Origin of the sequence: Flavobacterium sp. (assembly GCF_035760125.1) — a bacterium.
Taxonomy (GTDB): Bacteria; Bacteroidota; Bacteroidia; order Flavobacteriales; family Flavobacteriaceae; genus Flavobacterium.
On sequence record NZ_DASTTN010000287.1, the window covers coordinates 1 to 22,161 of the forward strand.

Below are 22,161 nucleotides of genomic sequence, written 5' to 3' on the forward strand. Positions count from 1 at the left end.
AAGCCTAAAATAGTTACTTCTACAGCAACTACTAGAAATACGGATAAGCAAATATTTGCACTATTTAATAGACGATCTGAAATTTTTCCCAAACAAGGAATATTATCTGACGATTCATTTTTTGCATATTATGAAAGATTCATCGATGAAAACAATGATGAAAAATACATTTCAAACCGAAAATATATTGGTATTCTACCTGTTGGAAAAACACAGGTTTGGATGCAATTAAGGATAGCGTCAATTTCACTTACGCACAGATTAAAATATTTAAGGGAGTGCTATACAAATGATGAAATATTTGAAAAACCGGAATTATTAAATGAACATAAGGAAGCATTTGATTATTACCACACCGTTTTATCCTATTTTAACAGTCTTAAAGACGTAGGCAAGACACAATCACAATTAAGTCATTATTTGCCAGGAGACGTAAATTTTGTTACAAAAAATACAATTTTATGGAGCTTTTTAGATAAGTTAATTAGAAACGAAAGTATTATTGATTATTCTGAACTTACTGGTAGATTGACAGGAGAAGATGTAAAGTCTAATCTGTCTAACATTGAAAAAAAGTGGAGCCTAATTTCAAATGAAGGTAATACATTAAAATTAAATTCCAATAATCCTCCAGAGTTTGTGATATCTACAAATATGATTTCAGTTGGTATTGATGTATCAAGGTTCAATACTATGATAATAAGTTCGATGCCAAGAAATATTGCAGAATATATCCAGGCTTCTAGTAGGGTTGCAAGAAGTAAAGAAGGAATTGTATTTACTGTTCATCACCCATTCAGATCTAGAGACATTTCACACTATCAAAAATTTAAAGAATTTCATGAGAAATTTTATAGTTATGTTGAACCAATTTCAGTTACCCCATTTGCAAGTAAAGCGTTGGAAAGATACTTAGCAATGTTTTTATCAGTTATAATTAGACATGATGAGACTTTGATGCTAATGAACAATGCAGATGCCTCTAATATTAATGATATTAAAATTAATCAAATCAAACAGATAACTGCCAATCAAATTATTGAAATTGAAACCAATGCAACTAAACTAGATGCCTATTTAAAGTCAAGACCTGATAGTGTAAAATCCAGTGTTGATGGTATTATTTCAGAAGAAGAGTTGATAGATTTAAGTAATAAGGTTGAAAGACTTTTAAATAATTGGTTTACAAGATTACAAGGTAGTGAGCCTATTCCGGATTTATCTTTTTATAAGAAAGATATGAATTTGAATTCCTTGTTTATTAGATTAAGTGATAACAATTATCCCGATCACTGGAAAGTTGGTTATTCACTCCGAGAAATTGAACCATCAGTAGTTATAAAAACAGTCCAACAATAAAATTATGGCAGCAAAACAATATTTTGATAATACACAAGCAAATGAAGCCATAAGTAAATTTAAACTTTTATCAGCTTATGGTGGTCCAGGTTCAATAGTGCATACTGCATATGGCAGTATAATTGTTTCATGTATTGAAGAATGGGGGTTTTTAAAAAAAATACTTGATATTCAAAAAGAAGCTGTTGACACTGGAAAAAAAGAGAAAGATATTAAGGGATATGTTGTTGAACAAGCAAAGTTAGAAAGAAATGGTAACATTGGAGTTTCAAATGACACTAGATTACTCAAATCCCTAATAAATAGAAAAGAGTTAACTGAATTGAAATATTTAGTTCTTATACCTGATATCGCTGTCCAAGATTTTTCTAATAAAATAAAAAATAGTGGTAGTGAATTAGCAATTAACAGTTCATTTCTGCCGAAGATATTTTTTGACAAGAGTAAGAATTATATGACGTATAAGGAATGGTATCAAGAATGGATTAAAACAGACAGAAAAACAGGAGAAGAATTATATAAATGTACTGATCGCTTTTTTCCTCCAAAATATAAATCAAAAGAAGGATTCCATAATATCTTAACTCAAGATAATATTGTTCTAATATGCGATCATGGTCATATTAGCGATTTCCCATGGTCAAAATATTTAAGGTGGAGAACCGAATCTCCAATGGAAATAAATTCTGAACGACCTGTTGAATTATTTAAATCACAACCATGCTGTGGTTCAGAAGATACAATTACTTCCAAAATTAAAGTTACTTCAAGCACAGCCAACGCATCAGGTTTCGACGGAAAATGGTTAAAGTGTGAGAATTGTGGTAAACAAACCTCACTAAAAGGATTAATGAGTGTAAAAATTAAATGCCCAGGACACAAACCATGGGAAGCTATAACGTCTAATAATGGTGAACTTAAGTATCATTCAGGTAATTCTAACTCTAGGATTCAAATGCCACCATTAGAAAACTGTTCATCAACGAAAGCGATGAAGGTTGCCCTAACAACGGGAAATAATCTCTACTATTCTAGAATGCTTTCCAGTATTTATATGCCTGACGAGTTATTCTTAGATGAAAAGACATTAATGTTGAATGGGCTTGAGAAAGAATTGGAGTTAGCAATGGATGATAAAAATTTTGAAGAAGCAATGAGGGTAAATAATATTATGATTTCGTTAAAGGCAGAAATTCAAAATAGTCATTTAGACGAAGAAATTCAGGATTCTGAAAAAGATATACTATATCGCTTTGAAGAATATAAAGCTTTAGCATTAAAAGATGAAGATGAAATAAATGTTGATAAAGTTAATGAGCATTTGAAAGTAAAAGATGTTACTTCTAATATCACTGGTTCCGCCTTAGAAAAGTATTTTTCAAGAATACTTAGAATTGATAATATGAAAATTACTTCCGCTCAACTTGATTTTTCAAGAGTTGTTCCTGTAGATTCAGATGCTGATAATATTAGCTCAAAAAATATTTTCAGATCTAGACCTGATAGTGTCCAAGTATATCCAGTAGTTGAAAATTATGGTGAGGGAATCTTTTTTTCATTTAATGAACAACTAATAAATGAATTTTCCAATTCTCAAGGAATAGAATCAATAAACGAAAAATTATATGAATTACATAAAAACAGTGATACTTTTTCTGAAGGTGCTATAAAATATGGATTAGAAAATAATTGGCAGTTATATCTAGTACACACTTTTGCACATCTAATTATGAGAGAGTTAGAATTCAAATGCGGTTATCCAACTGCATCTTTATCCGAAAGAATTTATGTCTCAAATGACGAGAAATACAAAATGTACGGTTGCATGATATACACTGCTGAAGGAGCTGAAGGAAGTATGGGAGGACTCATCGCACAGACTAGACCGAAAAACTTATTAAATTTAATTCAAAGCGCATTAAGAAGATCAACTATTTGCAATAGTGACCCTTTATGCTGGGAATCAGATGGTCAAGGATTATTTGAATTAAATTTTGCATCGTGCTTTTCCTGCAGTCTTGTTAGTGAAACATCGTGTGAACATAGGAATATTTATTTAGATAGAAGAATCTTAGTGGATGAAAATAACGGTTTTTTTAAAGAATTGGTAAGATGAGTTTTTTTTCAAAAAATGAAAATTTCATAAGAATTAAATTCCATAGTGATATGAAGACAATGTCTTTAGAAGAAAAGGTCTTGCATTATAACACTCATTTAAAAAATGAAACTTTAAAAAGATTAAAAGAGTATTTTAAAAATTCTACAGAAGAACTTAGAAATGCAAGTTATAATGATGTGTCCCCTAATTTATTTACTTCAAATCAGCTTGAATTAGAAAAAAAAAACTCAAGATTATTTAGAAATCATTAGCCTGTTAAAAGACTATGAATATGGAACTATTGTATATTCTATTTATTTTGAAAATATTTCAAATCAGTTATTCTCAATTCTAAAGAATCAATTGATTGAAAATTTGCCTAAGGACTTTGATGATTCATTTTTAATAATTGATTCCTTGAAACAAAACTATTTTAAAAATGGGGATTTGTCCAAATCAATACTAATTGAGAAACTTAATCTTACCAAAAATGATTTCGATGAGGAAAAGGTAAATCGTAATCCAATAGTAAAAAAATTAACAGAATGGATAAGCGAAAAATTAATTGAGAACAATACAGAATCAGAAATTAAACTAATCTTATTTCATTATACTAAAATCTGGAATTTAAAGTACTCAAGTCCCTATAATGAAATAAAAGGAATTGTTTTGTTAAATTACATGATTGCAAGTTTGCAAAAATATTTACCAGATTTAAAAATTGACTTCAATAGAACATTAGTCGAACTAAATTCTTTTTTTGATTTTTTATTTATTCAGATAAGTTTACCTCCATATTTAGAAAACGAAAATAGCCTTAGAACGCCTAAATTAGGAGGTTATGAAATAAAAAAAGAAGAATTCAATTTATTACAAAAAGAGTCATGTAAATATCTAATTAATTATGGAAAACAATCAATTAATGAACTTTTTAAAATATATTTTGAATCAAATGAAACAATTCAAAAATTAATTTTGGAAATTATTAAGGAAAAGTATTCCAAAGGATATATTCCCAATAAGTTTGATATAGATTTTTTTAATGAAATTTATTTGAAGGAGAGTAATGATAGTCAAAAATTAATCGATTATTTTATCAGAATTAATTATTTTTTTAATAAAATAACCTATTGAAATGATAAAAACACTTTATTTATATGATTCTGGATTCAATACATGAATCAAAAAATTATTAATGATATCGAATCTGAAACTGTTGGTTTATAATTTATTCCTTCCAATCTATAACGGTGTCTAACTAGCGTTTTGATGAGGTTTTTTTTGATACCGTTTTGAATTTATTGCGCTAACATCGTAAATCTAAAAATAATATTACTGACATAATAAAAATATCTTCTACCAAGGTCAAACCGCCAGATTCTGCAAATAAACCTATATTTTTTAATGACATTTTTTACTTTGAATATTTTATTTTTATTATTTACGCTTCCGTAATTTGTCTTGTAATAATTTCAATTGCTTCTTCTTTACTAACTATATTGTCGAATTCAAGCAAAGATTGCTCGTCTTGATAAACTCCATTTGGATCGTTCCAGCAAAGCCAATCAATCAAATCTAATCTGGACCATGTATTTAATTCTGTTTCCAGTACATCACCTCTAAGCTCCATCAGTCTGTAATAAGGATGTCTTAGTTTCTCTTCGTCATTTATAAATATGCTCATGATTTATTTTTCTAATTAATTCAAAACCATCAAATATAATGAAATGAGAAAAACAGAGTATAATTTTAGCGAACTCTTTATCAACTTTTTTTTTGCAAGACCAAACAATCAAGAAGATTCCCTTCACAATGAAAATTGTAGATTACGCATGTTTATTATGATAGCTAAATTTCAAGAATCTTTATAATGAATAATGAGTAAGAAACTCTTGAAGGAAAATCAATGAAATAATTATTATATGATTGGTTTCGTAAAACAATTTATAAATCCCAAAAAAATAAAGTCATTATAAATTTTATTCAACAAGCACCTCACTTTTTTTTTATATCTCATATATTTATATGACTTCGTAATGTATTGGAACATCTTTTTTAAATATGGCAAAAAATTTTACCTATTTAATTTTTCTCCTATCCAATAAAATGTATCAATCCATAAAGTGTATCATTTTAATTAATAAGGGTGTGGTAATTTGACACACTATTTGTATCTTTATAATATAAAATATTAAATTGATACAAAATGAAAGTAATTATATACGCTAGGGTTTCGACAAATAGTCAAGATTACAAAAGACAAACAGAGGAATTGAAAGATTACTCTAAAAAAATGAATTATGAGGTTGTGAGTGTTTTTGAGGAAAAAATATCCGGTGGAAAGACAAATGAAGAAAGACCCCAACTCATGAAAATGATAAACTTTATCAAATCAAACAAAATTGATAAAGTGCTATGCTGGGAGTTAAGCAGATTGGGGCGAAATACAATCGAGGTTTTAAAAACAATTCAGTTGTTAAATGAAAATTGTATTTCTCTTTATATCAAAAACCATAATATTGAAACTTTGAATGATAAATGCGAAGTGAATCCAATGTCGCAATTTTTAATTCAAATTCTTACTTCTGTAAGTGAAATGGAAAAAACTCAAATTAGACAAAGAATAAAATCAGGCTATGACAGTTTTAGAAAAAATGGTGGAAAGGTTGGGAGAAAAGAAGGTTTCAAAAAAGATGAAGACACATTACTAAACGAACATAAGGACATCGTTAAATTATTGAAGCAAGGCTATTCAGTAAGAAAGGCAATGAAACTAACGGATAAAAGTAGTGGGACGGTTCAAAAAATAAAAAGACTTATCGAGATTTAATTCGTGGAGAAAGCAAAACGTACAAACAGCTCTATTCATAATTGAATATAAATTTTGAGGAAATCAGGACTGATATTACTTATCAGCAAAGACGTTTGGTTATAAGTGTCTTTTTATATAATATAAGTGTAATTTTTTTTGTATCCGATTTTACACCGTTTAACCCTTATTGTCATTGAGTTGTTACACCTGTTACACCCTTTTTTATAAATTTATATAAGCACCTAATAAAAAAGCAGATGATAATTTCACACTACTTATATTTACTATTTATTAATGTTTTTATTTTTATTTATTTTTATTAAAAAAGGGTGTAACAGGTGTAACAACTCAATGACAATAAGGGTTAAGAGGTGTATCCACTATCGTTACAAGCACGTATCAGATAAAACACCTCTTAATTTAAACTTGAATAAATTCAATTAATTTTGATTAAAATTTTCCTGTACTGAAGGAATAACAGAATTATCAATCAAATTACCTAAAACATTTTTAAATTTAGAATTGTTGTTTTTTTCGATAATTGATTTAATAGAGGACTTTTGGTCGTTAAAAACCCACATTTTATCTCTTTTTGAATAACTCCAGTTTTTATAAATTGATTCACTTTCATAATATTTAATCCATATGTAAATCAGATCTTTAACGTTATTTGAATGAAACCATTTTTCAATTTTTAAAGGATTTTGATAATCTTGATAAATTGTCAAAAAGTCATTTACTTTAAATGGTCTTTTCGAAGCCAATAATGGTTTTAAAATGCGTTCAAATTCAAGGAGGAGACCATCATTATTAAATTTAATCATGAAGTTATCCATGTCTTTGTCATAAATTGGCGCGATTAAACCCTTGTCAAAAAACAACTTAACACAACGAAAAATGAAAGAATAAAATCGATCGAATTCAGCCTCATCCCAATCAATAAATAATCTGCGACCAAAATCATCGATTGGTGTGTGTTCCATGTTGTAATGATTGTTGAATTTATATTCTACAAAACGCCTATTAGTTGAACTATTAGCTGACGAATAAGGTAAAACCCAATTTGACGTTATTAAGAATTTCGGTGAATCTTCGAAATTTATTTGTTCTGCCTTTTTTCCTTTTCGATGACAATTAATACCTCCCAAAATGTTAGTATATAAATCGTCATATCGAAAATTCTTTTCAACATCATCAATGATGTACAATTTTGTCCCGTTATGCAAATCATCAAAAACATGTCTATAATTTGGATCAAATTCTTTACCACCTTTCAAAATAGGAACTAATACTTCTGACAAAGCCTTGCTGACTCCAGTTTTAAAACGCCCGCCATTTCTTGTGATACCATCAGCATTTTCATCGGTTAAAACTATACAAGGAGACATTGTGGGGTTTTTATAATTATGTGCTAAATATCCAACCATTGTCATAAATGCTTCAAAATCCTTACCCGATACATTCTTTATTAATATTTCAAAGTCTCCAACTTCATCGGTTTTCTTGAACTCACGTGTTTGGATGATGTGTTTGTGGAAAAATCCATTTTTTGGATTGTATTTTTGCTTTATAATTTTCCCGTCTTTACTCATCAGCATAAATCCATTCTTGAATGGCAAACCAAATGTGTATTCAGTGTCTTTGTAATAGGTTAATTTATATGGTTTTATTAAAAATAATGATTTCATAATGGTCTTGGTGAGCTCATAAGTAATAACATTCTCGATCTTTATTCGGTCAACTTTTAATTCGTTGATTTCATCTTTCAATAAAACTAATAGATCTGTTCTGTAGTTGAATGGGTCGATGACATTGTTCGTATCCTTTATTAAAAGTATTTCGTCATCAGGTGTCGATATTCGTTTAATCCCCTCATTAATTAAACAATCATGAATGCAAGTGGGTAATATTTGAAATTTCCCCTTCTCATTTAAAAAATAATAAGGTTCGATTGCATCGGGATTTGGTTTTGGTATTAAATCCTTAACAACAAATTCAACTAAGCCAAATGTAGTTTGTTTAATAGGTTGTGATTTTAACATGATGATGGCATCATGTAGACGTACGTGTTTATTTTTCATTATTTTCTATTATAAATTGTTCAATAAATTCTTTTTCATATTTCGTAAGATCTCTGAATGCGCGACCCTTTTCTGAAAAGCGTTCTTCTGTTAACACTTCAAAAGCTCTGCCTCCGTAAACTTTTTCTAATTGTTCAATACACTTATAATAATAATCTTTGTTAGGCTTAGTTGAATGTGCGTTTAGTGCTTTGGCAAATGCTTTTTTATCTAATTTTTCATAACATTCGTTTCTAAAATCCGTTCCCAATTCCATGTCAATGAAGGTAGGGAACGCACTTTTAATGTCATATTCTTTAATTTCAATAGGTAAAAATCCACGTAAAATGGAAGGGATTTTTGTAGCAGGGTTGTATTCTCTACTACCTTTTGTCGAAACATTAAATAGTTGATCATCTGAATCAATATATTCGCCGTGCAATTTTAAAATCATGTAAAAAACATAATTGCGATAAGCTTTAATATTGAACGGATTATATAAGTCGCCGTCTTTTTTCTTTTTATCTGCCTTTTCGTAATATTTCTTGAGAATTTCTAAATCATACTTGAAATATTTCCCTTTTAATTTTACGCCACTTTCATTATATGCGACTAAATATTTAATGAAGTCATTTCGTTCAGGAGGGTTTTCTCTTAAGTAGTTGTAAACTAGAATAAAACACTCATCTCTCTTTGTGTGAAATGTTGTGTTTAATAATGCGTCTTCAATTGTAAATCGTATCTTTTTGCTACCGCAGTCTTGTTTATTTCGTAGAATAAATTCTTTTGAATATTCATCCATTGCATCAACTTTTGCCGGCGTATTTATGAAATCATCATCCAATGTTTCTATAATCTCAGCAACAGGCTCAGTTAACTTTTCTATATCTGTAAGTGTTTCAGCCAACTGTTCTTTATTGTCCGCAAATGGTTCCGTTAATTGTTCTATATTTTTTTCGTTCACTTCTTTGCTAATTGATTTTGATGGAATATCATTAAAATCAGCTTCTTCTTTTATATTAGGATTATTATTTTCCATGTTTAATATTTTTTTTATTGATTTTTTTTCTTGCAGAATTTGCAAGAGTCATTACATATTTTGAATCCGTTTTTGTCGATAAATTCATTTCATTTTCGATCCAATCAATTAATTTATCTTGTTTAAATAGAACACGCATCCCGAATTTTTCAAAGGGTATTTTCCCTTCAGATGTTAACTTATAAAGTTTCGATTTACTGACCGGAAAACCTTTTTCCAACAAAAACTTAACGGCTTCATTAATTGAAAGCCTTTTGATGTCAGGTTCGCTTCTTGGCATATTGCTGGTTAACATTTTTTTGATTTCTTCAACATCTTTGAAGATTAAACCTACAAATAAGGGTAGATTTTCGAAATTAAATTCTCTTGAATTCATATTCAGTATTATTGGTTATGGCTTTAGAATATCTAAAACCCAACCTATGTACTGGGAAAGCAAAATGAGAAATCATTATATTTGCTAGAAGGGAGTTGATAAAAAAATCAACCAACTGATATCCAGCTTAATTGTTTTTTTTTTTAATATCACATTTGATCAAAACATCACATTTTGTCGTTTTTTAAATTTACCGAAATAATAATTTATGCTTGATTATGGCAAGGAAGAAAACTATAGAGATTAAGGAGGAAGCTGATTTTTTATTGGAAGAGTTGTCAAAGTCAAAAGTGAAACTAAAATGCGATAGAATAAAAACCTTAATATACATTAAAGAAAAACCTTTTTACTTTCAAAGAGACATTGTAAAGGATTTGGAGAGATCAGAAAAAACTATTCGTGGTTGGATACAGGAATATTCGAAAAATGGCTATGAAGGACTTCTAAAAGTAAAAAGCATAGGAAATAATACTCGCAAAATATCCGATAAAGCTGTAAAGCATATATCTAAATTTTTAAAGAAAGAAAAAATATCTATATTAATTAAGTTTGAATCAGAAGTAAAAGGGTATTCATCTAATGAAGACGAGTCTTATGAAGGCGTGATTTCCTATAATTTTGAATTATCTTCTTTTGCTAAATTAAAATCACAATGTGAAGAGAAACTTGGTGAAAAAATTAGCTACGATGCCTTTTATTCGCACTTGAAAAGAAATCATACAAAGGAGTTTAATTTTCTAAGAGATCATTTTACGAAAAAACGGAAGAAAAAGATTTCTCAAAGGTCAAAGAAGCAAATCAAAGAAGAGTTACCGGAATAAGGATTTTAAAATCATATTTCTATAGATTTTAGAAAATAAGATGATCTTCAAATTTTTTGAAACACTATTTTGTTTGTTGAAGCCTGACAATAGATTTGTTTATCCTTACCGAATTATATCTTAAAAATCAGTCAACATCTGAGCATTTTTCTGGCGTTCTTCTTTTTCAAAACTAGCTAGATAACTTTCTGTTGTTTTCAAATCATTATGGCCGAGACTTTCACTAATAGAAGCAATGTTCGCGCCACTTCTTTTTAATACAGTAGCAAAGCTATGGCGCGCGGTATAAGTAGTTATGTCGCCAATCTTTAATTCTTCTCCTATTTTCTTCATCCGTAAATTTATGCGTTTAGTAAGATCTTTTGTGATAGCTTGTCTCTTTTCTGCATTCTCTTTCCCATTCAAATATGGGAATATATAATTCTCAGGCTTTGGTTTATTGCCCCACCTATCAATAATGTTCTGAACATTGACAGTTACCGATGCTCGAATTTCTCTTCTGTTCTTAGATGTACTTTCTGTTTTTTGTCTAACAAAACAAATATCTCCATCTTTAATATCTTTGAATTTTAATTTAACTAAATCAGCTATATTAATTCCATTGCATAAATAACTAAAAATCCAAAGATCTCTATATCGTTCTGTCGTTTCATTCCCATCAGTAAAGTAGAATATTTTTTTAATTTGATCTAATGTCAAAGCTTTTTTAATATTTACTCCTTCCTTTATTTCATATTTATCTTTACCAAAAGGATATTGTGTTTCTTTTATGATTCCATCCCTTTTGGCCTGATTCACTAACGTACGGATTACTCTCATTTGCATTGAGATCGTTGTATAACTTTTATCATTATTTAAAAGATGCTTTTCATACTTCTTTAACCAATCAACAGTTATATTTTCAAAATCAATAGCACTGCTCGAAAATTTCTCTAATGATTTTAGAAGATATTCACTAAGTTGCATAGTACTTATCTTTTCATCACTTTTCAAATTTTCAATCCTAACTTTAAGTGAGCTATTAATAGTATCACCAACACCCCTTCCTAATCTGTTATTAAGTGTGTCCAATGAAAAACCACCCTTCTCCGCAATTGCCTCAACGTTTGATTTGACTAATGAAAAACTATTCTCGATACTTTCTCGGGTTTCTTTTAATAGTCTACTTTTACCTGTTGGTAATACTTTCCATTCTTCTGGTGTTAAATCTTTACCTGTAGAATAATATTTTCGATCTCTTTTATAGGTTACTCGAATTTTTACAGGGAAGCTTCCTTTTTTATTAGCTTTTCTGTCATCTAACATTGTAGCTATAGTAATACCATCTTTTGAAAAACTATACATATGACTTTCTTTAAATAAATAGTTACACACAAATTGCACACAAATATAGTAATAAAAAGAAAAAAGAAAAAAAGGTAGGTGATGAAAATATTGTATTTGTCCTTATTTTACAAGGGTTTAGAGAAGTATTGAAAAATGATGAAAAAGCAGGAAAAGTGTCAGATTATGCCTGGCAGGCAAGAGGTGACCGGTTCGAATCCGGTATTCTCCACACATTAAACCCAAACATTGTTTGGGTTTTTTTTATGTCTTGTTCTGAAAATAACTTTCCCTATTTTTGTTAGGTACTTAACCTAATAATTTATGAAAAAATCCTATTTCTGATGGCTGTATCTTCTTCAATGGTTTCTTTGGGGCAAAACCAAAAGCAAACTCCAATAACCTATCCCAAAACTACAAAAGGGGAAACGGTTGATGTTTATTTCGATACCAAAATAAGCGATCCATATCGTTGGCTCGAAGACGACAAATCGGCTGAAACAGCTGCTTGGGTCAAAGAAGAAAACAAAGTAACCTACGATTATCTATCTCAAATTCCTTTTAGGGAGGCATTAAAAGCCAGACTTGAAAAACTTTGGAACTACGAAAAAATAAGCGCACCGTTCAAAGAAGGGAATTTCATTTATTATTACAAAAACAACGGATTGCAAAATCAGTCGGTTTTGTATCGCAAAGATGCCAAAGGCAAAGAAGAAGTCTTTTTGGATCCCAATACCTTTTCAAAATTAGGAACAACGTCATTGGGTGGAGTCGATTTCTCAAAAGACGGTTCCAAAGTTGCCTATTCTATTTCCGAAGGAGGAAGCGACTGGCGAAAAGTAATTTTGATGGATGTCAATACCTTCAAAAAATTAGAAGATACGTTGGTGGATGTTAAATTTAGCGGCATAGCTTGGAAAGGAAACGAAGGATTCTACTATTCCAGTTATGATAAACCAAAAGGAAGTGAACTATCGGCCAAAACGGATCAGCATAAATTGTATTACCATAAATTGGGGACGGCTCAAAAAGAAGATAAAGTCATTTTTGGTGCAGACCAAAAGCGTCGTTATGTAGGTGGAAGCGTAACTGAAGATAATCATTATCTAGTGATTTCGGCTGCGAATTCCACTTACGGAAACGAATTGTACATTCAGGATTTGACCAAACCCAACAGTCCGATTGTAACGATTGTAGACAATTTTAACAGTGACAACAACATCATAGAAAACGAAGGTGGAAAATTATTTATTTTAACGGATTTGAATGCACCCAACAAACGTATTGTGAGTGTGGATGTCAACAACCCAAAACCAGACCCGAGCGATAGCGAACAGGCGAAGCAAAATTGGAAAGACGTAATTCCTGAAACAGAGAATGTTTTGACACCAACAACAGGAGCGGGTTATTTCTTCGCCAATTATATGAAAGATGCTGTATCGATTGTGAAGCAGTACGATTACTCAGGTAAATTAGTGCGCGAAATCCAATTGCCAGGATTGGGGACAGCCACTGGATTTGGAAGCAAAAAAGAAGAAAAAACACTTTATTATTCCTTTACCAATTATATCACACCAGGAACGATTTATTCTTTTGAACCAAAAGCAGGAAAATCGGTGGTTTATGCTCAGCCAAAGGTTGATTTCAAAAGTGAGGATTACGTTTCTACCCAAGTATTTTATACTTCCAAAGACGGAACAAAAGTCCCAATGATAATCACCCACAAAAAAGGACTGAAACTCGACGGAAAGAACCCAACCATTCTTTATGGATACGGTGGATTCAACATTAGTTTGACACCAAGTTTTGGTATTTCCAATGCTGTTTGGATGGAAAACGGCGGAGTTTATGCAGTAGCCAACCTTCGAGGAGGTGGAGAATACGGCAAGAAATGGCACGATGCAGGAACCAAAATGCAAAAACAAAACGTTTTTGATGATTTCATTGCAGCAGCGGAATATCTAATCGCCCAAAAATATACATCCTCTAGTTTCCTTGCCATTCGTGGCGGATCCAACGGCGGATTATTGGTAGGAGCCACCATGACACAACGTCCCGATTTGATGAAAGTTGCCTTGCCGGCCGTGGGCGTGATGGACATGTTGCGCTATCACACCTTTACATCTGGAGCGGGTTGGGCTTTCGATTATGGAACCTCGGCAGACAGCAAAGAAATGTTTGAATACTTAAAATCGTATTCACCAGTTCAAAATGTAAAAACAGGTGTTCAATATCCCGCCACAATGGTTACTACGGGCGATCACGACGATAGAGTAGTTCCCGCACACAGCTTTAAATTTGCTGCCGAGTTGCAGGAAAAACAAACAGGAACCAACCCCGTTTTAATTAGAATCGATATCAACGCAGGTCACGGAGCTGGAAAATCACTAGCGGCAACCATTCAGGAAATCTGCGACATACAGGCCTTTACGCTCTACAACATGGGATTTACAACATTATCTACAATAAATAATCCATAGTTTAGGAGCTATTTACTTGGTCAGTTCGCTTCGCTCGTGTCCTGCTGTACACTACAAGCTTTTTCATAAAAACGCCCTTTTTCTAAAGACAAAAAGGAGCTTCCGCTGGTCGCTCTTTTTGTCCAAGAAAAAGGGCATTTTATTTCATTAGGCTTTTCGCTTCCATCAGGGCTAGGGACAGCAGTTTTCATAAGAAGTATTTCATTTATGCAAAAGATTAAAATATCCTTTTTTAATCTAAAAATAATAATAATTCGATAAAATAACACCCAAAAAAATACGCTTTTGGCAAACGTGGGTCGTCTGGTTGACGTTTTTTGTGTTTTATAACCTGAAAAAAGACCTCAAAAAATCCAAAAATCAGCAGCAAAAACAGCAAACCAACTCCATTTTTGATGCTTTTTCTACCTTTGAGCACAAGCGAAATCGTTAGAAATCACTTGTTATTTATTCTTCAAATAAATTAATGTTTTCGGGGTGTAAATCAGTCTTTTTAAGGGGCTAATTCGTTAAATTTGAGAGTAAAATTAACAACCGCATTTATATGGAATTAGTTGCCAAACCAAACAAATATGAACTGGGAGAAATGCTCCTGGAAATAGGTTCCTTGCTCATCGTTTCAGGAGCCAATACCGAACGTGTCAAAGTCACTATTAGCAGAATCGCTAGTGCCTTTTCTTGCGACTCGGATTTAATGATTACCAATCATGCTTTGATGATTACTTTAACGTATAAAGACAATATCAAAACGTTTACCAGTGTAAAATGGGTTCCCAATATGCACCTTAATTTCAATCTCATTTCGGATATCAGTACGATGAGTTGGAAAATTGTGGAAGAAAAATGGTCTGTGGAGCGCATCAATAAAGAAGTATTGCTTTTGGACCGAAACCCTTTGTACCCGAGATTTCTAGTTTTGTTTTTGGTGGCATTGGCGGGAGCTTCATTCTGCAGATTATTTGGTGGCGGATTGATCGAAATGATTCTTTGCTTTTCAGGGAGTTTCTTAGGACTTTTTGTGAGACAGGAAACCATGAAACTCAAATTCAATTTTTACTTGTGTATCTTTTTTGCAGCTTTAACTTCCTCTTTCTTGGTAGGACTCTATTCCTTTTTGAATCCCGGAGGAGAATTTATACATGCATTAGCGACTTCGGTATTATTTTTAATTCCGGGAGTACCTATGATCAATTCTTTCTCCGACTTGATTGACGGAAACATATTAAACGGAACCACAAGAGGTGTAAATGTTTTGGTTATCGCATTTGCCATATCATTGGGATTAATGGTTTCATTATTAATTTTTAATTTACACTAAAATGGATTTTGCATTATTAGAAAAAGGAATATGGTTAGGTTGCGCAGGTGTTGGTTTTGCCGTTTTGTTCAATGTACCACGCCGAACTTTAGGCGTTATTTACATTATTGCTGCACTGGGTGGATTGCTCAAATTTTATTTAATTTCACTCGAAATAGGATTGGTTTTTGCGGCCTTATGCGGTGCGAGCCTTATCGGTTTTTCTAGTGTATTGGCGGCACACTATCGCAAAGCGCCGCCCATGACCTTTGCGCTTCCGGCATTAATACCAATGATTCCGGGATTTTTTGCCTACAAAGCCATGGTAGGAGTAATGAAATTAACCGCCGAACAAGACCCAGAGGTTTATACCAAACTCTTTTTTGAAACGGTAAAGAACGGTCTTTCCGCTTGTTTTATCATCTTGGCTTTGGCCGCAGGAGTTGCCATCCCATTGCTCATCACCCGAAAGGAAACCGTGAAACGAATTAAAACTGATGTAGTTTTAGAAAAACAACTCGAAAATTTAGATGAAGAAAATTAAAACAAACCTTTTGTAAATTCAAAACGCCAGTCGAAAGATTGGCGTTTTTTTTGGTCTAAAAAGAGGAATGTTCATCCTTATTTAATCAACTATGACCGTTTTAATTTTTATGAGGAATCCTCAAAAGGAATAAGGCTATATATTCTGTGTATAATCTCATAGGTGGTACTTTAAACCAATAGTACAGGTACTTTGTGCCAATAGCACAGGTGGATAAAACCAACATTATTGGTAGCTTAAACCAATAATAGAGGTAGGTATAGCCAATAGTATTGGTAGTTAGAACCAATACTATTGGTGCTTAAAACCAACACTATTGGTACTTAAAACCCATAATAGGGGTAGATCGAACCAATAGTATTAGTGCTTGCTACCCTATTTTTGATAAAAAGACAAAAGAATTAGATGAAAACTAAAAAAACAAAGTAGAATTACTCTTCTGTTCATAGTAGATATCTATCGAAATATTTTGATTACTACTTCTCAATAATTAAAACTGATGGGAACTTTGATATGAGACTTAAATGACCAAAATACCAGTCTAAGGATTGGCGTTTTTTTTGGTTTTAAAACTTATAAACAATAACAATAAGTGACTTTTGTGTTACTATATCAAAAACTGTATTTGTTTATTTTGTTGTTTAATAATTATAGCTTGCAATAATAAATTAAACTATGGAAATCATTAGAATCTATAAAATCTGATTATCTTTCGTACAAGTTAAAATAATGTAGAATTGATTGATAGTAAGTAATACAGTTAAAATGTGTAATACAATAGATGTTACCTGCGCAATTATTATAAAAGAAAATAAAATCTTTGTGGCGCAAAGAAGTGAAACAATGAAACTTCCATTGAAATGGGAGCTTCCGGGAGGTAAATTGGAAGAAAATGAAAATGAAATAGAATGTATTAAAAGAGAAATTAAAGAAGAAATAAATATTGAAATTGAAGTTTTGAAAAGACTTTCAAATAGTATTTACGATTATGGAACTTTTAAAATAAACTTAATCCCTTTTTTGACAAATTATATCTCTGGTGACATTGTTTTAGCAGAACATAAAGATTTTAAGTTATTAGATAAGTCGGAATTGTTGAATTTAGATTGGGCAGAAGCAGATATACCAATTGTTGAAGAATTTTTAAAACTTGAAATATGAATCAAGGATTGTATGAAGAATTAGTTACCAAACTAATCAACTTTAAAATAAACGAGTTAGATAAAGATTTTTTTCAAGTAAAGAAAACATCAATAGATAAAGCGGAAGCGGCTCAATTACTATCTCAACATATTGCGAAAACAATTAAGCATGCTTTTACTCTAATTAAAGGAGAAGATGTTATTGAAACACAAATCGAAATTGCTAACAAAATAATTTTATTTCTGAAAGAAGAACTGAAGAAAGAAGAGTTTGAGGGTGATTTGATTGAAACAGAAGGAAAAATTCTAAAAGCTGTTTTTACAAAAGTTGATGCTCATTTCACTGATTTAGATTTGCATTTAAAAGAAATTACTCCTTATACAAGATTAATTCATAGTGAGCTTTTTACAGGTGGAAATTCGGGAACAACCCTTGAAAGTGAATTAAGAAAAGAGATTTTATCGTCCGATAGAATTGATTTATTAGTTTCTTTTATTAAATGGAAAGGAATTAGAATTCTTGAACGTGAATTGAGAGAATTTACAGAAAGAGGTGGAAAATTAAGAGTAATTACAACTACTTATATTGGCGCAACAGATGCTAAAGCAGTTGAATTTTTAGCCTCTTTAGAAAACACAGAAGTAAAAGTTTCTTATAATACAGGGAATGAGAGATTGCATGCTAAAGCCTATTTATTCGAAAGAAATACAGGATTTCATACAGCGTATATAGGTTCTTCTAATTTTTCTCGTTCAGCATTGACTGATGGTTTGGAATGGAATTTAAAAGTCACTACTAAAGAGGTTGGGCATATTATTGATAAATTTAAGAAAACATTTGAAGCATATTGGCAAAATTCAGAGTTTGAATTATACGATCAAAAGAGACATTCTGTAAAATTGATAGAAGCTCTCAAACAAGGAAAATTTTCAAAAGAATATACTTCTACAATCTCCTATTTTGAAATCAAACCTTTTCATTATCAAAGCGAAATATTAGAGAAATTAGAAGTAGAAAGATCAGTTCATAATAGAAATAAAAATCTTTTAGTTGCGGCTACAGGAACGGGAAAAACGGTTGTTTCTGCATTTGATTATAAAAATTTTAAAAACAATAATAAATCATCCAAATTACTTTTTGTAGCTCATAGAAAAGAAATTTTGCAACAAGCAAAGGCAACATTTCAAGGAGTTTTAAAAGATAATAATTTTGGGGATTTATGGGTTGATGGAATTGAACCAAACAGTAATGAATATGTTTTTGCATCAGTTAAGACTTTAAATAATAGATTAAAGGATATTAAACTGACTCCTGAATATTATGATTTTATAATTGTTGATGAAGTGCATCATATTTCGGCATCAACATATAGGCCAATTATAAATTATTTTAAACCAAAAGTTCTTCTTGGATTGACAGCAACTCCTGAAAGAATGGACGATGAAAATATATTGACAGACTTCTGTAATCGTATAGCTGCAGAAATCAGACTTCCTGAAGCATTAAATAAAAAATTATTATGTCCCTTTCAGTATTTTGGAATAACAGACAGCATCGATTTAACTAATGTAAAATGGGAGAAGGGAAAATATGTAGCGAGTGAATTAACAAGTCTGTACACTAAAAATGATATAAGGGTTGGAGAGATAATTAACAACCTTGATAAGTACACAAATGATATAAATGATGTTCGAGCGATTGGTTTTTGTGTGACAATTGAACATGCGACTTTTATGGCTGAAAAATTCAATTTAGCTGGCTTAAGAGCAGAATGTTTAACTGCTAAGAACACTAGCGAGCGAAATAGAATTAGAGAGCAATTCAAGAAAAAAGAATTCAATTATTTATTCGTTGTTGATATTTTTAATGAAGGTGTAGATATTCCAGAAATTGATACCGTTTTGTTTTTACGACCAACAGAAAGTTTAACGGTTTTTCTTCAACAACTTGGTCGAGGTTTACGTTTAGCGGAAGGAAAAGATTGCTTGACTGTTCTTGATTTTGTTGGGAATTCAAGGCCTGAATATGATTTTGAAAGTAAGTTTAGAGCATTAATTGGTAAAACTACAACTTCTGTTCAAAAGGAAATTGAAGACGATTTTCCACATTTGCCTTTAGGATGTTCAATAATTTTGGAGAAAAAAACAAAAGAAACAATTCTTGAAAATATTAGAAAAGCAACGTCATTAAATATAAATCAACTAATTACCAAAATCAGAAACTTTCAGCATCAAACTACTTTGCCTTTAACTTTAAATAATTTCATTGAATTAAATCATATTTCAATTGAAACAATTTACAAAAAAGACAGTTGGTCAAGGTTATGTCAAAAGGCTGAAGTAATTGAAGATTTCGAGAATATAAACGAAAAACAGATATATTCAGCCATTAGTAATAAATGGTTGTCGACCAATTCTACTAGTTATTTTAATTTCATTTTAAAGATTGCAAAACAAGGTTTCAATGTTAGAATTAATGATTTTGACGAAAATCAAAAAACTATGTTGCTGATGTTGCATTATGATGTTTGGCAAAATGCAGGAGGATTTGATTCTTTAGAGAAAAGTATAATTCAAATAGGGAAAAATAAAATTTTTGTTAATGAGATTGTGGAGGTTTTAGAGATATTGATTGATAAAATTGGGTTCAAAGAAATTGATATTCAATTACCTTATGAGCAGCCATTAAAGTTACATGCACGTTATACAAGAGATCAAATATTGGTAGCTTTCAGGTTAAGTACATTTGATAAAAAATCATCAAATAGAGAAGGAGCAGCTTTTAATGATAAGCTAAACACAGAAATTCTTTTTATTAATTTAATTAAATCGGAAGAAAATTTTTCTCCAACAACTATGTATGATGATTATGCAATTAGTGAAACTTTATTTCATTGGCAATCCCATAATGCTTATGGACCAGAAACACCGAAAGGGCTATCCTATATAAATCATATTGAGATTAATAAAAAAATATTGCTTTTTGTGAGAGAAAAGGCAAGTGACGAAAACGGAAATACTTTAGGTTATGTTTTTATTGGAGAGGCTAATTTTAAAGAAACAGAAGGTTCAAAACCAATGAGTATTAAATGGGAACTTAATGAACCTATGCCAAATTATCTTTGGAAAGAATCTGCAAAGATGTCAATAGGATAAACTTATAAATGATTTTCTTTTTAAATATTATTTAAAATAATGTTATCTTTTTCGTTTTTCAATCATTTCTGTTTATGTTCTAAAAAACAACTTTTTTCTTTCATAATGTTTTACTAAAACGGGACTGTTTTAGGGAATAATTTTTAACTTTGAGAAAAGCCTTAAAAATTAATAAACATTTTATAATATGAAAGTACAAATTAACACCGACAAGAATATTGAAGGAAGCGAAAGATTAGAATCTTATTTTTCTAGTGAAGTATCAAGAGTATTATCTCGTTTTGATGACAAAGTGACTCGTATCGAGGTACATTTTGGAGATGAAAACAGTGCTAAAACAGGTTTTGGCGACAAACGTTGTCTTATCGAAGCGAGACCAGCTAATATGCAACCCATAGCTGTTACAGAACACGCAGATTCTATCGAAAAAGCATTCAACGGAGCTTTGGATAAAATCAAAAAAGTACTCAACACTACATTCGATAAACAAAAAGCACATTAAGCGAATTATATACATAAATGAATAGAATAAAATGAGGCTGTCTTTTGGGACAGCCTCTCTCGTTTTATGTTGGAATCAGTTATTCTTCAAATAGCATCGTTGCCAGGCGATCGTCTCTTTGGTACACATCGTCATAAAAATGGATAACACCTTCGTTATCCACCCAAGCAGTAAAATAACCAATGTAAACCGGGATTTTGTTCTTGAGCGTATACCACGTTTCTTTGCCTTTATGCATGGCGGCATTAATCTTTTCGGGAGTCCAGTTTTTATCGTCTTTTAGGATTTCATTAGCTAACTCCACTGGTTTCGCAACTCTGATACAACCGTGGCTGAAAGCTCTTTTTTCCTCGTTAAACAAACCTTTTGAAGGTGTGTCGTGTAAATAAATAGAGTTCGAATTAGGGAACAAAAATTTCACTAGACCCAATGAATTTTTAGGCCCGGGTTTTTGTCTAACGTTACCATTATTCCATTCCATGTTGTGTTGGGCAAGATAGTTTTTGTTTTTAGCCATACCAGGTTTAATCTCTTTCTTGATAATGCTTGTTGGAACGTTCCAATAGGGACTAAAAACAATATAACGCATATCAGCACTAAAAATGACGGTTTTGTTCATGTCTTTTCCAACCACCACATTGGAGGTTAAAACAGGTTTACCTTCCTTGAAAAAAGTCAATCGATAGGACGGGATATTAACCACGATTAATTCTCGGGCTTTAGCAACATCAACATCAATCCATCGACAACGTTCCATATTGACTGTAATGGTTTTGATTCGGTCTTCAATTGGCACATTCAAAGAGGCTATGGTTTTTTGAGTAATCGTTTGGTTTTCTTTTATGCCATTTCGTTTTAGGTATTTTAGAATCCCAGCAGCAAGAGTATCATCGTATACCGCGCTTTTGGAGTCGGTTGCAATGTCTTCCAGAATGAACAACCGTTGTCTGATTTGAGCAATAGTTTGAGAAGAATCTCCAGGTTTCAGGGAGGTACGAATGGAATCCATCGCTATAGGATTCCAGGAATTGTCTTTTTGTATTTTTCTGTACTTTTGAAGTACTTCTTTGAGACTGTAATACTCATTCAATACTTCTTTTTCGTTTTTATTAATTAGCGAAGGATTGGCAATAATAGAATCTAAATAGTTGA

General features: G+C 31.3%; 19 protein-coding genes. 12 read left to right on the plus strand and 7 right to left on the minus strand.

Features of this window, described 5'->3' with window-relative positions; translation table 11 throughout:
* The 4 genes from VFS71_RS10300 to VFS71_RS10315 all read left to right on the plus strand — a co-directional run.
* The coding region (locus VFS71_RS10300) for a helicase-related protein (RefSeq protein WP_326401120.1) at positions 1–1,359 on the plus strand (1,359 nt) is incomplete at its 5' end.
* 4 nt (positions 1,360–1,363) lie between these two features.
* On the plus strand, positions 1,364–3,475 hold the full coding sequence (locus VFS71_RS10305; protein WP_326401122.1) for a DUF1998 domain-containing protein: 2,112 nt from the start codon (positions 1,364–1,366) through the stop codon (positions 3,473–3,475).
* 50 nt (positions 3,476–3,525) lie between these two features.
* Positions 3,526–3,729: a hypothetical protein gene (locus tag VFS71_RS10310; RefSeq protein ID WP_326401124.1), complete on the plus strand. Its 204-nt coding sequence runs from the start codon at positions 3,526–3,528 to the stop codon at positions 3,727–3,729.
* A gap of 145 nt (positions 3,730–3,874) precedes the next feature.
* Positions 3,875–4,591, plus strand: a complete 717-nt coding sequence (locus tag VFS71_RS10315; RefSeq protein ID WP_326401125.1) for a hypothetical protein — start codon at positions 3,875–3,877, stop codon at positions 4,589–4,591.
* A 307-nt stretch (positions 4,592–4,898) separates the two neighbouring features.
* Here VFS71_RS10315 and VFS71_RS10320 read toward each other — a convergent pair whose 3' ends face one another.
* Complete coding sequence (locus VFS71_RS10320) at positions 4,899–5,141, minus strand: hypothetical protein (protein ID WP_326401126.1); 243 nt, start codon at positions 5,139–5,141, stop codon at positions 4,899–4,901.
* Positions 5,142–5,663: 522 nt separating this feature from the next.
* Between VFS71_RS10320 and VFS71_RS10325 the strand changes: the two genes are divergently transcribed.
* Entirely contained in the window at positions 5,664–6,287 is a 624-nt protein-coding gene (locus VFS71_RS10325; RefSeq protein WP_326401127.1) for a recombinase family protein, read from the plus strand.
* Between the two features lie 422 nt (positions 6,288–6,709).
* Here the strand turns inward: VFS71_RS10325 and VFS71_RS10330 are convergent, their stop codons facing one another.
* Genes VFS71_RS10330 through VFS71_RS10340 form a run of 3 tightly spaced genes read right to left on the minus strand, consistent with a single transcriptional unit; the run spans position 6,710 to position 9,744 of the window.
* Positions 6,710–8,350 carry a hypothetical protein gene (locus tag VFS71_RS10330; RefSeq protein WP_326401128.1) on the minus strand — a complete coding sequence of 547 codons (1,641 nt, stop codon included), beginning with the start codon at positions 8,348–8,350 and terminating at the stop codon, positions 6,710–6,712.
* Positions 8,340–9,368, minus strand: a complete 1,029-nt coding sequence (locus VFS71_RS10335) for a hypothetical protein (RefSeq protein ID WP_326401129.1) — start codon at positions 9,366–9,368, stop codon at positions 8,340–8,342. The genes VFS71_RS10330 and VFS71_RS10335 overlap by 11 nt, the downstream gene beginning before the upstream one ends.
* Positions 9,358–9,744: a helix-turn-helix domain-containing protein gene (locus VFS71_RS10340; protein WP_326401130.1), complete on the minus strand. Its 387-nt coding sequence runs from the start codon at positions 9,742–9,744 to the stop codon at positions 9,358–9,360. Before VFS71_RS10340 ends, VFS71_RS10335 begins: the two co-directional genes overlap by 11 nt.
* A 218-nt stretch (positions 9,745–9,962) precedes the next feature.
* Between VFS71_RS10340 and VFS71_RS10345 the strand changes: the two genes are divergently transcribed.
* Entirely contained in the window at positions 9,963–10,565 is a 603-nt protein-coding gene (locus VFS71_RS10345; protein WP_326401131.1) for a hypothetical protein, read from the plus strand.
* A 120-nt stretch (positions 10,566–10,685) separates the two neighbouring features.
* Here the strand turns inward: VFS71_RS10345 and VFS71_RS10350 are convergent, their stop codons facing one another.
* The gene (locus tag VFS71_RS10350) at positions 10,686–11,909 is read right to left on the minus strand and encodes a site-specific integrase (RefSeq protein ID WP_326401132.1); all 1,224 of its coding nucleotides are present in this window, start codon (positions 11,907–11,909) and stop codon (positions 10,686–10,688) included.
* Positions 11,910–12,232: 323 nt separating this feature from the next.
* Here VFS71_RS10350 and VFS71_RS10355 point away from each other — a divergent pair, with 323 nt between their 5' ends.
* Entirely contained in the window at positions 12,233–14,368 is a 2,136-nt protein-coding gene (locus VFS71_RS10355) for a prolyl oligopeptidase family serine peptidase (protein ID WP_326401133.1), read from the plus strand.
* A gap of 20 nt (positions 14,369–14,388) precedes the next feature.
* Here the strand turns inward: VFS71_RS10355 and VFS71_RS10360 are convergent, their stop codons facing one another.
* Entirely contained in the window at positions 14,389–14,559 is a 171-nt protein-coding gene (locus VFS71_RS10360) for a hypothetical protein (RefSeq protein ID WP_326401134.1), read from the minus strand.
* A gap of 353 nt (positions 14,560–14,912) precedes the next feature.
* Between VFS71_RS10360 and VFS71_RS10365 the strand changes: the two genes are divergently transcribed.
* The 5 genes from VFS71_RS10365 (at position 14,913) to VFS71_RS10385 (ending at position 21,009) form a co-directional block, all read left to right on the plus strand.
* Positions 14,913–15,686 (plus strand): threonine/serine exporter family protein, encoded by a 774-nt coding sequence (locus VFS71_RS10365; protein ID WP_326401135.1) that lies wholly within the window; start codon positions 14,913–14,915, stop codon positions 15,684–15,686.
* A 1-nt stretch (position 15,687) separates the two neighbouring features.
* A complete protein-coding gene (locus VFS71_RS10370) occupies positions 15,688–16,209 on the plus strand; it encodes a threonine/serine exporter family protein (RefSeq protein WP_326401136.1) in 522 nt (173 codons plus the stop codon).
* Between the two features lie 741 nt (positions 16,210–16,950).
* Positions 16,951–17,370 carry an NUDIX domain-containing protein gene (locus tag VFS71_RS10375; RefSeq protein ID WP_326401138.1) on the plus strand — a complete coding sequence of 140 codons (420 nt, stop codon included), beginning with the start codon at positions 16,951–16,953 and terminating at the stop codon, positions 17,368–17,370.
* The gene (locus VFS71_RS10380) at positions 17,367–20,507 is read left to right on the plus strand and encodes a DEAD/DEAH box helicase (protein WP_326401140.1); all 3,141 of its coding nucleotides are present in this window, start codon (positions 17,367–17,369) and stop codon (positions 20,505–20,507) included. The genes VFS71_RS10375 and VFS71_RS10380 overlap by 4 nt, the downstream gene beginning before the upstream one ends.
* Positions 20,508–20,694: 187 nt before the next feature.
* On the plus strand, positions 20,695–21,009 hold the full coding sequence (locus VFS71_RS10385; RefSeq protein WP_326401142.1) for an HPF/RaiA family ribosome-associated protein: 315 nt from the start codon (positions 20,695–20,697) through the stop codon (positions 21,007–21,009).
* A 79-nt stretch (positions 21,010–21,088) separates the two neighbouring features.
* Here the strand turns inward: VFS71_RS10385 and VFS71_RS10390 are convergent.
* Positions 21,089–22,161, minus strand: a 1,073-nt coding sequence (locus tag VFS71_RS10390) for a L,D-transpeptidase family protein (protein ID WP_326401143.1), incomplete at its 5' end; no start/stop codon positions are given.